This is a genomic window from Streptomyces mobaraensis, assembly GCF_020099395.1.
In the GTDB taxonomy this organism is placed as follows: domain Bacteria; phylum Actinomycetota; class Actinomycetes; order Streptomycetales; family Streptomycetaceae; genus Streptomyces.
Window position 1 is genome coordinate 4727166 of the sequence record NZ_CP083590.1, and the last position, 14509, is coordinate 4741674.

Here is a 14509-nt window from a genome sequence, read left to right on the forward strand (position 1 = left end):
GACGATCGGTGAGGTGGGGCAAGGGCTCAAGGAGCACATGGGCCGCCTGGAGTGGGACGGCGAGGGCGCCCGGGCCTTCCAAGCCTGGGGTGCCGACATGTCCAACGCCACCCTGTACTTGAGCGGTTACAGCGAGAAGGTCGGCATGTGGATCTGTGCCGCCGCCAACGCCCTCAGCGCGGCCCAGAAGATGCCGCCCGTCCCGGCCGACGCCAAGGCGAAGGTGGACAAGTTCGACCGGCTCAACCCCGGGCTGCGTGCCGACCCCGGCAGGTTCCACGACACGCGGACTCTCTATGCCAAGGACGGCCCCAGCCCCGCGGAGGTGACGACCGCGCTCACCAAACTCCGCCAGGAGCACGACCACGCGGCCGAGGCGATGACGCGGCTCGCCCAGGCGTACAACGACTCCGGCGACGAGATCACCAAGGGGGTGCGGCCGAACTTTCCGCCGATGCCGGCGACGATGTTGCCTCCGTCGTTCATCAACGATGCTGAGCACATCAGTCTGGACGGGGCAGGTGGTGGCGGTGGCGGCGGGGACGGCACCGCTGGCCACGTCGACAAGGGCGGGCCCGCAGCCGGGGACGGTACGACGGGTACTGCCGAGGCCGGTGGGGCTGCCGCAAGTGGCGGGAGGACCGTTCCGCCGGTGAGCCGTGCGGATTCCTCGACGAGAGTGGACGGAGGCGTGCCCGTTCCTACGGTGCCGGCGACTCCTGACGTACCGGCGACTCCCACCGTGCCGGACGGCGGGCAGCCGGTGCCCACCACACCGACCGGCCCGACACCCACGGGACCGGCGTCCCCACCGCACCGGCCCAACAGGTCCGTTCCCGGCGTTCCAGGCCTGCCCCCCACGTGGCCCGGCCGCGTGCCGTCGGCGCCGAAGCAGGGCGGTGACCCGGGCCCGGCAGGTTCCCGGCGCGGAACGGTACCGCCGGTGGAGGGAGCTCCGGGCGGTCGCGTGGGCGCGCCGGCCGCCAGGATGCCTGCCGTGGCGCTCCCGCCCACAGGTGGCGAGGCAACTCCAGTGGCCCCCCGAAAGCCGTTCGACGGTGTGCTGGGTGGTCGCCCCGCCCCTAGGGCATCCGAAGCAGGGCTTCCCGCAGGGCCTCGCGGAACGGTCGTCGGTGCGGAGTCCGGGGCAGCCGGTGCGGTGGGTCAGGGCCGTCCCAGTATGGGAGTCGGCCCTGGCCCCGGCGGGACACCGGGTGCGGGAGGCGCCGGTCGGGGCGCGAACCGGACGGGCGGCCGACGTCTCGCCTCCGAAAGTGGGGGAGAGGTCGGTGGCCGGACGGTCCAGGGAGCCGTCTCGGAAGGCCGCCCCTTCACCCGGGGCGGATCGGGTCTCGTGCGTGGTCACCGGGACAAGGGACGCGGCCATGACGATGGCGGTAGCGCCAGCCGCCGGTCCGGCCACTTCGTCGAGGAGGAGCAGGGAGCGGGAGAGGAACGCAGGCCGTTTTCCCTGTGATCGACTGAACCTGCCGCAGGAAGAGGGCACTTGTGAGCATGGCTGATACCGGAAACCGCAGTCGATGGACGGGCGTGGTGGGGGGTCTCACGGCCTTCACTCTTGTGGTATTCACTGCCGGAACGGCCCGGGCGGACACTGTCAGGGATCTTCAGTGGTATCTCGACGGCATGCACGCCGAGGAGATGTGGGAAACCAGTAAGGGAGCTGGGGTGACGGTGGCCGTCATCGACACCGGCGTCGACGACAGCCTTCCCGACCTACGGGGACAGGTGCTGCCCGGCAAGGATTTTCTGCCCACTGGGGCGGGCGCTCATACGGACACCTTTGGCCACGGCACGGCCATGGCTGTACTCATCGCCGGCACGGGCAAGGGATTCGGCGGGACGGGGGCCAAGGGGCTGGCCCCGGATGCCAAAATCCTGCCTTTCCGCGTCATGAGTTCTTCGGACGGCTGGGCCTCCGAGAACACCGCCTTGGTCAAGGCTGTCCGCTACGCGGCGGATTCACCGGCGAAAGTCATCAACATCTCGCTCGCCGGCATAGCCCGGGACTCCGAACTGGATGACGCCGTCCGGTACGCGGTCTCCAAGGGAAAACTGATCTTCGCCGGATCGGGCAATGAAGCGCAGCGGGGCAACCCTGTCGTCTACCCGGCGGCGTCCCCTGGCGTGGTCGCGGTCGGTGCGGTTGACAGGCACGTACGCGTGACGGCGGAGTCATCACGTGGCCCTTACGTGACGTTGGCGGCCCCGGGCGACGACATGGTCCACAGTTGCCCCGGAAGCACCGGCATCTGTCGCAGCCACGGCACCAGCGACGCCAGCGCCCTGGCCTCCGCCTCCGCCGCCCTCCTCTGGTCCGCTCACCCGGACTGGACGGCCAACCAGGTCCTCCGTGTCCTCATCAACACCGCTGGCGGCCCGAAGAGCGGCGAGAAGCGGAGCGACACGCTTGGTTACGGCGTGGTCCGGCCGCGGGTCGCCCTCAAGGATCCTGGCGACCCCGGGCCGGCGGACGTCAATCCGCTGACAGGAGCGCAGGGCGCGTCTCCGACTACCTCCTCGCCCCCGCCCGCCCGAGGCGCGGGCGCTTCCATCCGCTCCCATCCCGGGAGGGCAGAGGCGGGTGATGCAGGAGGAGACACCGGGCTGTGGCTTGGAGTTGGAGTCGGAGCGGCGGTGGTGGTCAGCGCGGCGGTGGCCGCGCTCGGCCTGATCACACGCAGACGGAGGCGACATGCGTAGGAACCGCCTCGTCCTATGCGTGCGCCCCGACAGAACACGTGCTCTCTGACGACAAGCCCATCTGCCCGGTCTTCCTTCTTCGACGGGGATGACACCACTCACCAAGCCGTACATGAGTACGTGTACCCATGCGGTACCAGGGCGTTGCGCGATAGCAATAGGGACAGTCGGGGAGTGAGTGATCCCCGACGTCAATGTGAAAAGTCCGTGGACAAGGAGGCCTGGGTGCCGCCCCAGTCTTTGGGAAAAGATTTCGAAATTCAGCCGGAGGATGTCGCCAAAGCAGGCGAGGCTGCGCATCGCGTGGCCAAGGCCATGCCAGAGGGTGTCAAGGGATTATACAAACCGTGCGATAGCGCGGCCGCTGGACTGCAGGGCACGCTGACAGGGAAGGCCGTGCACGAGTGTCTGGAAGCTTGGGCGAAAGCTCTCCGTGCGTTGACGGGGCGTGTGGAAACCGCCGGAGACAAAATCATAGCTTCGGCGAAGGAGTCGAAGGGTGTGGATGAGAAGCACGCCTTTGACTTCATCAGGCCTTCAGGGGGGCGGTAGAAATGCATCTTTCGGATTTGAAGGCCGCCAAGCCGATGGCCGTGGTCGATGCCGGAAACGCATGGGACAAGCTGTCGGGAAAATATGCGGCATACAGCAGAGACTGCAGCCGGTATGTTCACGTGCCATTGGTGGAAAATTGGAGGAGCGGTCTAGGGGCCGAGTCTGCTGCCTCCTACCTGGGGAAGGTGAGTCAAGACCTGAAGGTGGCGCAGCAGGAACTGGATGCCATAGGTGCTGTGCTGCGCGCGGCGGGCGAGGCCTTCCTGGCTCACCAAGGGCGATTGAAAAATCTACTTGCGGAGGCCTCGGAAAGCGGATTTACCGTTCATTCCAACGGCTCGCTGTCTGCCCCCGATATCTCTGCCAAAGGTCTCCCTCCGGCTGCTGCAGGTGCCGCGCAAAAGGCGCAGGCTGAACGCATGAAGAATATCGCTGACGGGATCGCTCAAGTAATGCGCGATGCGGATCACGCGGACAAAGAGTATGCGGATGCGATAAAAAAATTTGTGGACACCGCTCACCGATGTGCCGGTGGGAACTGGCAGACCGGCCTGTTCGATCTCGACACCGCAAAAAACATCGATCAGAATTTGCTGACCGAAATAGGGATGCCGGATAAGAAGGCCACTCCCGAGGCTGTGAACGCATGGTGGAAGGGATTGCCTCCGGAGCTCAGGAGGAGTCTCCTGGATGATCACCCCTACATTCTGGGGAATCGAGACGGCATCCCTGCGGAGGATCGGGACGAAGGTAACAGGGCGTACCTGCCCATACTCCTGAGGGAGCTCGAGCGTAAGTATGATGCCGCCTCCGGGGATGCAAGAAGTGATCTTAAAGACAAGATCGAGGGCCTTGAAGGGCTCCGAGACAAGTTGTCGAGTAATGGCAGTAGTGGACTGAGGCCTTACCTATTGGGAATCGACGACGAAGGGAATGGAAGGGCGATTGTCTCGTATGGCAATCCCGATACCGCGAAGAACGTGTCGGCCTATGTTCCCGGCCTGAACACGAAGCTCAGTGGCCACTTCGCCGACTCTGACGTCCAGCGCGCCGACGATGTAGCCCGAATGGCGGGCCGTGTGGATCCGAAAAGTTCAACGGCTTCCATCGTCTGGCTTGGCTATGATGCCCCTCAATTGAAACCTGGTTCACAGATGCTCGATGTTACTTGGGAGGATCGAGCCAAGGCGGGCGCGGCCTCCTACAATGGATTCCTCCAAGGAATCCATGCCACTCATGAAGGCGGTGCCCCCCATGTCACGGCGCTCGGTCACTCCTACGGTTCACTTGCTGTTGGAAAAGCCAGTCAGCAAGGTGAGGGCTTGCCAGCTGACGATGTCATCCTTGTGGGGAGCCCAGGAACGGGGGTGGACCGGGCCTCCGATCTGGGCGTAGGAGCTGATCATGTCTACGTGGGAGCTGCGGAGAACGATCAGGTGACGAATTTCCCCCCCTCGTTCGAACAGGCGGACCATTGGTTCGATTACATCGCCCCGGGAAGCGAGTTCGGCACCAAACACGCGGCATTCGGTGTGGATCCGGCCAGTAAAAACTTCGGAGGGCATCGATTTTCTGTCGCCGCCGGAGAGGATACAGGGCTTTCCGGCTTGCTGACGGGCGATCTGCCGGCTCACTCCGTCTATTTCAAAGAGAACGAGGGTGGTGACTCCCTGCGCAATATCGCGCTGGTGGTCACCGGCCATGGTGATCACATCAGCGTGGCGGCACCCCGATGAAGCGTTCGGGGGCTCTGTGGCAGGCGGCCGGTGCATTGGCGGTGTCAGTCGCCTTGGTCTCCTGTGGGGTGGACGGCTCCTCCGGTCAGGAGCGGGAGAAGAAAGTGGCGCGGGCAGAGATGAACATGCAGCAAGCAGGTGAGCGTTCGGAGGCGATTTTGGACAAGACCTTCCAGGCAATCAAGCCTCCGGTGAAGTGGGGCTATGACGCTCCTTCGGAAATCGCCTGTAGCACAGGAATAAACCGTCCGGCAGGCACGACGCAGGTCCGGCGTGGCAGAGTGGTGACCACAGTGATTTCCGAGCGTCGGCGAGGTGGCTTCCTCGGAGTTGTACAGCGGTCGTGGGAGAAGCTGGGGTACGAGATCACGAGTGTCAATGCGGACAAGAAAATGCCCGGCATCACCGCCCGGACCCCGGACGGGTTTGCGGTGTCCGTGGGGGTGGGGACGATCGGGAACGTATTTTTCAGTGTCAGCTCGCCGTGTGCTGAACCATCGCCCGTCACTTACCCCAAGGGCACCCCAGGCAAGCCGGGACGCCCCGACACCCACGTCGACCTGATTCCTCGGCACCACTCCGACTTCTGGTCGTCCAGCGAACCCTTGGGTTAGGGCAAGTCGGTATGCGGTCCGTGCCGTTGGTGGCGGGCTGCCCCCCCCAGCCCGCGTCGGGCAGAACGTGGGCACCGGGCGGGCCGTTGAGTGCCGGTTCCAGCGGCGCGCCTCACACCACCGGCATCGCCGTCAGTGATCCGTCCGCGGACAGGAACACGCGGTTGCCCGAGCCGGCCAGCCAGGGGGAGACGCTGCCGCGCCAGGGGTAGGACCAGAGGGGTTCGCCCGTCTGTTTGTCGAGGGTCAGGGCGGCGGAGGCGGTGCCGCCGGTGGGGGTCCAGAGGGTTCGGGCCTGGACGGCGGGGGGTGTGAGGGGTGGGTAGGCGCGGTCGTCCAGGCGGTGGGTCCAGATGGTTCTGCCGGTGCGGCGGTCGAGGCAGTGGACGGTCGGGGTGTCCACGGCATAGAGGAAGGAGCCGTCGACGGCCGGGCCCGACCAGCCCTGGTACGAGCTGGTGCCGCCGCTCATGGTGGGGCTGGTCCGGAAGGAGGCGGAGGGGAGGGACCAGAGCTTTCCGCCGTCGTCCAGGCGGTGGGCGGCCAGGGTCTTGCCGCCGAGGTACACGATGCCGTCGCGGACCGCCGGCATCACCGCGTCCTGGGCGTCGGGTCGTTGGGTGAGTTTCCACGCGGTGCGGCCGGTGGCGGTGTCGAGGGCGTGGACGTCGCCGTTCTTGCCGTAGACGACGAGGCGGTTCCGGGCGGGGACCGCCAGCGCGGTCTCGGAGTGGGTCGGCTCCCGGTCCGGGTGGGGGACGGCCCAGCGGACCGTGCGGGTGCGGATGTCGAGGGCGCTGATCCTGTTGGGGCGCATGGCCGCCGCGCCGTCGACGAAGTACACCGTCTCGTCGTCCATCGCGAGGACGTGGTCGGCGTCGACGGACGCGCTCCAGCGCTCGGCGCCCGTGGCGGCGTCCAGGCCGACGAGCCGGCCGTCGGCGAACGGGGTCGCGACGATGCCGGCGCGGCCCGCGAAGCGGCCGTACTGCTCGCTCTTCACCCGCCACTTGGGTGTGCCGTCGCGTACGGAGAAGGCGGCCAGGCCGTCGCTCGTCATGGTAAGGACCAGGTCGCGCACGGGCAGCGGGGCGGGGGCGAAGGGGAACGTGCCGACCGGGCCCCAGAGTTCCGCGGGCGGGCGGCCCTCCTCGTACCGGCCGGCCGTCAGCGGCTTGGCGTCCCAGGGGTGAGGCGGGGGCGGCGGGTCGGCCTTGAGGGTCTCCCCGTCCGAGGTGCCGCCGCGGAGGAACCACCACGCCCCGGTGCCGCCCGCCGCGGCCACCGTGGCGCCGCCCGCCACGAGGGCGGTGACGAGGCGGCGGCGGGAGGGGCCGGACGCGGTGGCGGGGGCGTCGGTGAGGGTGGTCAGTTCGCGGGCGGCGGTCTCGCGGCGGGTGATGTCGGCGGCGAGGGGGCCGCGGCGCCAGACGCGGTCGGCGCCCTTGGGCGGGGCCATCGCGGTGGCGATCAGCGCGGGCCGCGGGCGGTGCTCGGGTTCACGGGCCAGGCAGGGCGCGATCAGGGCGTGCAGCGGGGCGGGGAGGCCCGCCAGGTCCGGTTCCTCGTGGACGACCTTGTACTGGACGGACGCCACGTCCGTACCGTCGTAGGCGCGGCGGCCGGTGGCCGCGAAGGCGAGTACGGCGCCGAGCGAGAACACGTCACCGGGCGGGCCGACGCGCCGGCCGAGCACCTGCTCGGGGGCGCCGTAGCCGGGGGTGACCGGGTTGGTGCCGGTGGTGGTGAGGGTGAGGCCGTGCTCGGGGCGGGCGATGCCGAAGTCGATGACGCGCGGGCCCGAGGAGGTCAGGACGATGTTGGACGGCTTGATGTCGCGGTGCACCAGGCCGGCGGCGTGGACGTCCGCGAGGGTCCGCGCCAGCGCGGCGCCCAGGGCCCTGACCCCCGCCTCGTCGAACGGCCCGCGCTCCTCGACCGCCTCGGTCAGCGTCGGCCCGGCCAGGAACTCGGTGGCGATCCACGGCCGTCCGCCCTCCGTCCACGCCCCCAGCACCCGCGCGACCCCCGGGCTCGTCACCGCCCGCGCGGCCTGCGCCTCGCGGACGAAGCGCTGCGCCATGTGCGGGTCGTGGGCCATCTCCGGGTGCAGCACCTTGACGGCGGCCGCGGCCCCGTCGGCGTCCCGGCCGAGGTACACCTTGCCCATGCCGCCCGCGCCGAGCACGCCGACGAGACGGTAGGGGCCGAGGCGGAGGGGGTCACCGGTGGTGAGGGGGTGCATGGGATGACGGGCCTGTCCGGGGAGGGGCGGGTGGCTGACGTGTAGTCGGCGGTCGACCGGCCGATTCTCCCGTCGTGACGGCGGGGGGTTACAGGTGGGGGTGGTGTGGCCGTTGGGCTGGCTGGGGCCCGGTGGCCGACGGCTCGTCACGGGCGCTTGACCGGTCGGGGAGATCGGTCGTTCGCGGAGGTCGCGGCCGTTCACCGGTGGCGCGGGCAAGCCATGCCGTGCGCGCCGCCCGTTCTCCGGACGCGCCGCCCGGCACCCTCAGCCCGCGATGCCGTTCACCACCACCCACGCCCCCATCAGCATCGTCACCGCCACCCCCCCACGCGACCGGCGCTCCCTCCCGGCGCGAGACCAGGCCCCAGGTGCCCAGCAGGGTGGCGGTGGGGGCGGTGAGCAAGGGGATTCAGCCGACGGCCTGTTGGCCGGCCGTGGTGCAGATGGTGCGGGTGTCGCCCTGGTCGCAACCGTCGCTGGCCATGACCGAGAGCGGGAGGATGAGGAAGGTGAGGCCGGCGAAGACCCACAGTGCCACGATGCCCAGGACCCTCAGGGCGGTGTCCGCCGGGGAGCCCGCGGACCCGGTGGAATCGGTGGCCGGGGCGTGCGTCAGGTCGGCTGGAGTCATGCCCGTCACGCTAGGCGCGCCGGCCCGGCCCGGACATCCGTACGGATACCCGACGCGACGCGCGGGGCGGCTGAGTACCGCTTCTCAGCCGCCCCGCGCACCTCGCGCCCCGGCGGAGGCCGTGACCGGATTCGAACCGGCGTAACTCGCTTTGCAGGCGAGCCCCTGAACCACTCGGGCACACGGCCGTGTCGTGCTCCGTCCCCGACGATAGGGAGGGGGTCCGGCGGGCCACAACGGCCCGGGCACGGAAGCCACATGAGTGTCATGCCGCGTTCACAGCGGCGGCCGTCAGCGGGCCAGGAAGTCCTCGACCAGGGGGCGGAACATCTCCGGTTCGTCGACCCACGGGTAGTGCCCCACCCCGTACAGCGTCCGCACCTCGGTGCGGGTCGCGGCGGGGAAGGAGGCTGCGACCGTCTCGCCGGCGCGGACGCCGGTGATGGCGTCGCGGTCGCCGGTGACGACGAGGAGCGGGAAGGCGGCCGAGCGGAGGTGGTCGAGGAGGGCGCGGCGGGCGGGTTCGTCCACGCCCTGCCAGAAGGCGATGCGGGGGACGGGGTGGAGCTGGCCGTCCTCCGTGGCCGCGTGGGCCTGCTGCGGGGCGTCCCAGCGGCCGTAGCCCATGGGGGCGGCGCGCCGGAGGAGGGCGCGGGCCTCGGTGAAGTCGCGGGTGTCGGCGAGGGAGTGGACGGCGACGTAGGCGTCCACCCACCAGTCCTCCTCGGCGCGCGACTCGAAGATCTCCTCGGCGTCCGTGGGCAGTTCGCCCTGGAGGCGGGAGCCGGGCGCGACGAGGACGAGGTGGCTGACCCGGTGCGGGTAGAGGGCGGCGTACGCCTGGGCGGTGGCGCAGCCGGCGTCGTGGGCGAGGAGGGCGAAGCGGTCGAGGCCGAGGTGGCCGCGGAGCGCCTCGACGTCCTCGGCGAGGGCCGGGAAGGCGTAGCCGCGGGGGTCGTCGGCGGGCGGCGAGTCGCCGGTGCCCCGGCTGTCGGGGATGACGAGGGTGTGCCGGGCGTCGAGGCCGCCGAGGTCGCCCAGGTAGGCGGCGTCCCGGCCGGGGCCGCCGGCGAGGCAGACGATCGGCGGCCCGGGAGCGCCGGGGGCGTCGGTGGTGCGAGCCTCCAGTACCCGGTAGGCCAGTTCCGCCGCGTCGTACGAGACGTAGCGTGATGTGTGAGCTGCGTGAGGCTCCATATGTCCACCATGCGCCAAAGGTCCGTTGATCCAGAAGTCATTCAAGCCGGATCTGCCCGCTACCCCAAATTCCGCTTATGATTCCGGCGTGTTCGACTCCCGGCACATCAAGACGTTCCACGCGGTGGTCGCGGCCGGTTCGTACTCCGCCGCCGCGCGGGCCCTCGGCTACACCCAGCCCGCGATCACCCAGCAGATGAAGGCCCTGGAGCGGTCGGTCGGCACCCCGCTGTTCACCCGCGTCGGCCGCCGGATGCGGCTCACGGAGGCGGGGGAGGCGCTGGCGCGGCACGCCGAGACGATCCTGGACACCCTCACCGTCGCCCAGCAGCAGATGAGTTCGCTGACCCGGCTGCGGGCGGGACGGGTACGGGTCTGCGCCTTCCCCAGCGCCGGCGCCACCCTCGTCCCGGAGGCACTGGCCCGGCTCGCCGCCGACCACCCCGGCGTCCGCGTCGAGCTGCTGGAGGGCGAGCCGCCCGACTCGCTCCGCCGGCTGGTGCGCGGCGAGTGCGACATCACCCTCGCCTTCACCTACCCCGGGCTGCACGACGAGGTCCCGGACGAGCTCGCGGAGATACCGCTGCTGGAGGACCAGCTGACCGTGCTGCTCCCCGCCGGGCACCCGCTGGCCCGCCGCCGCGCCGTGGGCCTGGCCGACCTCGCCGACGAGCGGTGGATCGCCGGCTGCCTGCGCTGCCGCACCAACTTCCTGCACGAGTGCGCCGAGGTCGGCTTCGCCCCCGACATAGCCTTCACCACCGACGACAACCTGGTCGTGCAGTCCCTCGTCGCCGAGGGGCTGGGGGTGGCCATGATGCCGGGGCTCGTGCTGTCGTTCCTGCGCCACGACCGGATCACCGGCCGGGCGCTCGACCCCGCCTCCCGCCGCCGGGTCTCCGCGTACGTCCTCCGCGACCACCTGCGCGTCCCCGCCACCGCCCTGGTCCTCGACGAGCTCAAGGCCGCGGCGGCGCGGCGGGTGGGGTGCTGAGCGGGCTGCCGGCCGTTCCTTGAAGGCTCGCGCTCGCCCCTTCGGAGGCTTGCGCTCGTCCCTCCGGAGGCCCGTGCGTGCGCCTCCGGCAGGCCCGCACCCGCGGGGAGGGGGGGGCTCCGCGCCCGCCTCCCCCCCCCGGCGCCCTGCGTCCGCACCGACGCGGGCCCCCGGAGCCTCGCGCCCGCGCGCCCAGAACCTCACGCCCGCCGCCCCGCGCCCCCTCCCGGGCGCATCCCCCAATCCATAAGCGGAAGTTGGCCCCCGGCCAACAAACTGTCGTTGGACGTGATGGATCACGCCCCCGACCCTGCCCGTATGACCACTCCTACCGCAGCCCCGACGACCGCCCGCCTCCGCGGGCTCATCGACGACGTCCGGGAGGCAGTGGGCCGCGGCCTGCCGCCGGACACGACGGCCTACCTCGTCGGCGAGCGGCTCGCGGGCCACCTCGGCTCCGACGACCTGCTCACCCCCGAGCAGTGCGAGGGCGACCCCGAGCGCTACCGCCAGCACATCCTGCACGCGGAACCGGACGGCAGCTTCTCGCTCGTCGCCCTGGTCTGGCTGCCGGGGCAGCAGACCTCCGTCCACGACCACGTCTCGTGGTGCGTCACCGGCGTCCATCAGGGCGCCGAGAGCGAGCGCCGGTACCGGCTCGTCCCGGACGGCACGAGCTGCCGGCTGGTCGCCACCGAGGACGTCGTCAACGCGCAGGGCGACGTCTGCGGTTTCGCGCCCCCCGGGGACATCCACCGGGTGCGCAACGCCTGTTCGTCCACCGCGATCTCGATCCACGTCTACGGCGCGGACATCGCGCGGCTGGGCTCCAGCGTGCGGCGCGTCTACCACCTGCCCGCCGACGAGCTGTGATGCGGGACCGGCGGGATCGGCAGGACCGGCGGGACCGGCGGAGAGCGAGCCGGATATACCAGATCATCCGGTCATATAGGGTTTACCGGCCGTACGAGCCGGAACAGGAACACCAGGGGGAACAGCCGTCATGGCGCTGATCAACGCGCGGCCGGGCGGTGCCCGTACCGGAACGGCCGCCGCGCCCCCCGGCAAGCTCCCCGGACTGGCCATGGCCGTCCTCGGCGTCGCCCTGGCCTGGGCGGTCCACCGGCTCGTCCCCGCCGTCCCCATGCTCACCGCGGCCGTGGTGCTCGGCATCGCCTTCGCCCACCTGCCGGGCGTCAAGGCCCGGGTGCGGGGGGTCGGACGGCCGGGGCTGACGCTCGCCGGGAAGCGGCTGATGCGCGTCGGCGTCGTCCTCCTCGGGCTGAAGCTGAGCATCGGCGACGTGCTCGGGGTCGGCTGGGCGACGGTGGCGATGGTGCTCGTCGTCGTCACGGCCACCTTCTTCGGCACGCTCTGGCTCGGCCGCCGGCTGGGGCTGCGCGGTGATCAGCCGCTGCTGATCGCGACCGGCTACTCGATCTGCGGCGCCTCCGCGATCGGCGCGGTCAGCGAGGTCTCCGGCAGCGACGAGGAGGACGTCGCCACGTCCGTCGCCCTCGTCACGCTGTGCGGGACGCTCGCGATCGCCGTGCTGCCGCTGCTGCACCACCCGCTCGGGCTCGACGACTCGCAGTTCGGGCGCTGGGTCGGCGCGGGCGTGCACGACGTCGGCCAGGTGGTGGCGACCGCGCAGACGGCCGGTCCGACGGCGCTCGGCGAGGCCGTCCTGGTGAAGCTGATGCGCGTGGCACTGCTGGCACCCCTGGTGGCGGCCGTCGCCATGTCCGTGAGCCGCCGCCGGGCCCACGCCCGGGCGGCACTCGCCGATGAGGGGCCGGCCGACCAGCAGAAGCGGCCCCCGCTCGTCCCCCTCTTCGTCCTCGGCTTCCTCGCCATGGTCGCCGTGCGCAGCACCGGACTCGTGCCGGGCGGTGTGCTGGACGGCGCCCAGCACGTCCAGGAACTGCTGCTCGCCGCCGCTCTGTTCGGGCTCGGCAGCGCGGTCCATCTGCCCTCACTGGTACGGACCGGGGGGCGGGTCGCGGCGCTGGGGCTGTGCTCGTGGGTGGTCATCGCGGGGGTGTCCTACGCGGGTGTGCTGCTGACGGCGTGACCATCCTCGGATGACGGCGTGACGACGTTTTCGGGACGGCGTGACGATGCGCGGATCCGCGGGGCTCGTGTGACTCCGGAGGTAGGGCGAAGGGATGAGGCCGAAACGGTTCCGGAGCCAGAGGCGGTCCGCACGGCCCCTCCCTACGCTGCCTCGCATGAGCACCGCCGACTCCATACCCCCGCCGCCGGACCCCGCCTCCGTCACCCCCTCGTCCGCCGCCCCGTCCCCGGTCGCGTCCGTCACCGCGTCCCCGGTCGCGTCCGCCACCGCGCCCCCGCCGGACGACGAAGGCGGTGTGCTCGGCCGCCGCTACCGCGGGCTCACCTTCGGCATCATCTCCGTGATCTCGCTCATCGCCTTCGAGGCCAGCGCGGTCAGCACGGCCATGCCGATCGCCGCCCGCGCGCTCGACGGCATCGGCCTCTACGCCTTCGCGTTCTCCGCCTACTTCACGGCGAGCCTGTTCTCCATGGCGCTCTCGGGGGAGTGGAGCGACCGCTCCGGCCCGCTCGGGCCGCTGTTCACCGGCATCGCCGCGTTCGGCGCCGGCTTGGTCCTCGCGGGCTGCTCGCAGGACATGTGGATGTTCGTGGGCTCCCGCTTCGTCCAGGGGCTGGGCGGCGGCATGGTGGTCGTCTCGCTGTACGTGGTCGTGGGCCGCGCCTACCCCGAGCGGCTGCGGGCGAAGATCCTCGCCGCGTTCTCGGCGGCCTGGGTGGTCCCGGTCCTGGTCGGCCCGGTGGTCGCGGGGTCGGTCGCCGAACGGCTGAGCTGGCGCTGGGTCTTCCTGGCGATCCCGGTCCTCGTCCTGCTGCCCTTGCTGATCATGCTGCCGGCCCTGCGGAAGCTGCCGCGCACCGACCGCGGCGGCAGCGTGGACCGGCGGCGCGTGCTGCTCGCGCTGGCCGTCGCCGGCGGCGCCGGGCTGCTCCAGTACGCCGGGCAGGACCGCACCTGGCTCTCCCTGGTCCCGGCCGCCGCCGGGCTCGCGCTGCTCGCGCCGTCCATCGTCCGGCTGGTGCCGAAGGGCACGTTCCGGGCCGCGCGCGGGCTGCCGTCCGTGGTGCTGCTGCGCGGCGTCGCGGCCGGTGCCTTCCTCGGCGCGGAGAGTTTCATCCCGCTGATGCTGGTCAGCGAGCGCGGCCTGTCCGCCACCGCCGCCGGCCTCTCCCTGACCGGCGGCGGCCTCGCCTGGGCCCTCGGCTCGTTCACCCAGAGCCGCTCCGGCCTGGAGCGGCACCGGAACCGGCTGATGGGCCTGGGCATGGTGCTCGTCGCCGCGTCCGTCGCGCTGGTGCCGCTGGTGCTGGTCGACGGGGTGCCGGTCTGGCTGGTGGCCGTCGCGTGGATCATCGGCGGCTACGGCATCGGCCTGACGATCTCCAGCAGCGGCATCCTCGTCCTCTCCCTGTCCCGCCCCGGCGAGGAGGGGATCAACTCGGCCGCCCTCCAGCTCTCCGACGCGCTCGGCAACATCGTCCTCGTCGGCGCGGGCGGCGTCCTCTTCGGCGCCTTCGGCGGCGCGACCGTGGCCGCGGACGGCGACGCGGCCGACACGGCGGCCCCGCCGGCCGCCTTCGTCTCCGTCTACGTGACGCTGGCGGCGGTGGCCCTGGCCGGCGCCTGGATCACGACCCGGCTGCGGCCGGCGGCGGAGGGGTCTCCCGTCCGGGAGGACGGCGGGCCGGTGAGCGGCGCCGAGGCGAAAACCGGTACCGCCCCCGCCCGTTGAC

General features: G+C 71.0%; 12 protein-coding genes and 1 tRNA gene. 8 read left to right on the forward strand and 5 right to left on the reverse strand.

The window, feature by feature from the left end; translation table 11 throughout:
- Positions 1-294: 294 nt before the first annotated feature.
- Positions 295-486, reverse strand: a complete 192-nt coding sequence (locus K7I03_RS20580; protein ID WP_185944199.1) for a hypothetical protein — start codon at positions 484-486, stop codon at positions 295-297.
- A gap of 1029 nt (positions 487-1515) precedes the next feature.
- On the opposite strand from K7I03_RS20580, the gene mycP reads away from it, so the two are divergent.
- The 4 genes from mycP to K7I03_RS20600 all read left to right on the forward strand — a co-directional run bounded on the left by mycP (position 1516) and on the right by K7I03_RS20600 (position 5629).
- A complete protein-coding gene (mycP, locus tag K7I03_RS20585; RefSeq protein WP_185944219.1) occupies positions 1516-2724 on the forward strand; it encodes a type VII secretion-associated serine protease mycosin in 1209 nt (402 codons plus the stop codon).
- Between the two features lie 207 nt (positions 2725-2931).
- Complete coding sequence (locus tag K7I03_RS20590) at positions 2932-3276, forward strand: hypothetical protein (protein ID WP_185944200.1); 345 nt, start codon at positions 2932-2934, stop codon at positions 3274-3276.
- Between the two features lie 2 nt (positions 3277-3278).
- Entirely contained in the window at positions 3279-5015 is a 1737-nt protein-coding gene (locus tag K7I03_RS20595) for an alpha/beta hydrolase (RefSeq protein ID WP_185944201.1), read from the forward strand.
- On the forward strand, positions 5012-5629 hold the full coding sequence (locus K7I03_RS20600) for a hypothetical protein (protein ID WP_224347131.1): 618 nt from the start codon (positions 5012-5014) through the stop codon (positions 5627-5629). The genes K7I03_RS20595 and K7I03_RS20600 overlap by 4 nt, the downstream gene beginning before the upstream one ends.
- A 112-nt stretch (positions 5630-5741) precedes the next feature.
- Here the strand turns inward: K7I03_RS20600 and K7I03_RS20605 are convergent, their stop codons facing one another.
- The 4 genes from K7I03_RS20605 to K7I03_RS20620 form a co-directional block, all read right to left on the reverse strand.
- On the reverse strand, positions 5742-7874 hold the full coding sequence (locus tag K7I03_RS20605; protein WP_185944202.1) for a serine/threonine-protein kinase: 2133 nt from the start codon (positions 7872-7874) through the stop codon (positions 5742-5744).
- Between the two features lie 412 nt (positions 7875-8286).
- Positions 8287-8508, reverse strand: coding sequence for a hypothetical protein (locus K7I03_RS20610; protein WP_185944203.1), 222 nt, complete (start codon positions 8506-8508; stop codon positions 8287-8289).
- Positions 8509-8624: 116 nt separating this feature from the next.
- A tRNA-Cys gene (locus K7I03_RS20615) sits at positions 8625-8696 on the reverse strand.
- Between the two features lie 103 nt (positions 8697-8799).
- Positions 8800-9705: an alpha/beta fold hydrolase gene (locus tag K7I03_RS20620; protein WP_185944204.1), complete on the reverse strand. Its 906-nt coding sequence runs from the start codon at positions 9703-9705 to the stop codon at positions 8800-8802.
- 88 nt (positions 9706-9793) lie between these two features.
- Between K7I03_RS20620 and K7I03_RS20625 the strand changes: the two genes are divergently transcribed.
- From K7I03_RS20625 to K7I03_RS20640, 4 genes are all read left to right on the forward strand, one after another.
- Positions 9794-10699 (forward strand): LysR family transcriptional regulator, encoded by a 906-nt coding sequence (locus tag K7I03_RS20625; RefSeq protein ID WP_004950592.1) that lies wholly within the window; start codon positions 9794-9796, stop codon positions 10697-10699.
- Positions 10700-11017: 318 nt separating this feature from the next.
- Complete coding sequence (locus K7I03_RS20630; protein WP_185944205.1) at positions 11018-11572, forward strand: cysteine dioxygenase family protein; 555 nt, start codon at positions 11018-11020, stop codon at positions 11570-11572.
- 130 nt (positions 11573-11702) lie between these two features.
- Positions 11703-12773, forward strand: coding sequence for a YeiH family protein (locus tag K7I03_RS20635; protein WP_224347132.1), 1071 nt, complete (start codon positions 11703-11705; stop codon positions 12771-12773).
- A gap of 157 nt (positions 12774-12930) precedes the next feature.
- Entirely contained in the window at positions 12931-14508 is a 1578-nt protein-coding gene (locus tag K7I03_RS20640) for an MFS transporter (RefSeq protein WP_221903262.1), read from the forward strand.
- Position 14509 lies beyond the last annotated feature (1 nt).

Coding starts and splice junctions, on each gene's coding strand:
- K7I03_RS20610 (WP_185944203.1), bottom strand. CDS start 8,508: ATGACTCCAGCCGACCTGACGCACGCCCCGGCCACCGATTCCACCGGG.
- K7I03_RS20630 (WP_185944205.1), top strand. CDS start 11,018: ATGACCACTCCTACCGCAGCCCCGACGACCGCCCGCCTCCGCGGGCTC.
- K7I03_RS20640 (WP_221903262.1), top strand. CDS start 12,931: ATGAGCACCGCCGACTCCATACCCCCGCCGCCGGACCCCGCCTCCGTC.
- mycP (WP_185944219.1), top strand. CDS start 1,516: ATGGCTGATACCGGAAACCGCAGTCGATGGACGGGCGTGGTGGGGGGT.
- K7I03_RS20580 (WP_185944199.1), bottom strand. CDS start 486: ATGAACGACGGAGGCAACATCGTCGCCGGCATCGGCGGAAAGTTCGGC.
- K7I03_RS20635 (WP_224347132.1), top strand. CDS start 11,703: ATGGCGCTGATCAACGCGCGGCCGGGCGGTGCCCGTACCGGAACGGCC.
- K7I03_RS20620 (WP_185944204.1), bottom strand. CDS start 9,705: ATGGAGCCTCACGCAGCTCACACATCACGCTACGTCTCGTACGACGCG.
- K7I03_RS20600 (WP_224347131.1), top strand. CDS start 5,012: ATGAAGCGTTCGGGGGCTCTGTGGCAGGCGGCCGGTGCATTGGCGGTG.
- K7I03_RS20595 (WP_185944201.1), top strand. CDS start 3,279: ATGCATCTTTCGGATTTGAAGGCCGCCAAGCCGATGGCCGTGGTCGAT.
- K7I03_RS20605 (WP_185944202.1), bottom strand. CDS start 7,874: ATGCACCCCCTCACCACCGGTGACCCCCTCCGCCTCGGCCCCTACCGT.